A 305-nucleotide genomic window follows, 5' to 3' on the forward strand; every position below is an offset into this window, starting at 1 on the left:
CTCCACCAGTTGATAGACAATCTTCTTTAAAGGGGGCTTCACAAGAAGATCATACAACCAATTATCCCCATTTTTTTGAAGCCCCCCCCTCACAACAAGAAACTTATAGCGAAAAAGTTCCGATATATGATGAGGCTCGAGCCCAATACATCAATAATGCCGAAGGTGCCTCTAACCCAAATAGAAAAATTTCATATAATGAAAATAATTTAGATGAGTTTCTTTCCTCATCACCCTCTTTAAATATAAAACAAACGGATGGCTTTTTTGCCCATAACTATACGCACAGAGATAATCCCCCTCCC

The 305-nt window shown here is 38.7% G+C and carries 1 pseudogene; it reads left to right on the forward strand.

The features are described from left to right. Window positions 1–305 (forward strand): annotated as a pseudogene (locus ACFILW_RS10640) (SPOR domain-containing protein); the annotation flags it as partial.

The sequence above is a fragment of the Bartonella sp. TT110JLCBS genome (assembly GCF_042193405.1).
Classification (GTDB): Bacteria; Pseudomonadota; Alphaproteobacteria; order Rhizobiales; family Rhizobiaceae; genus Bartonella.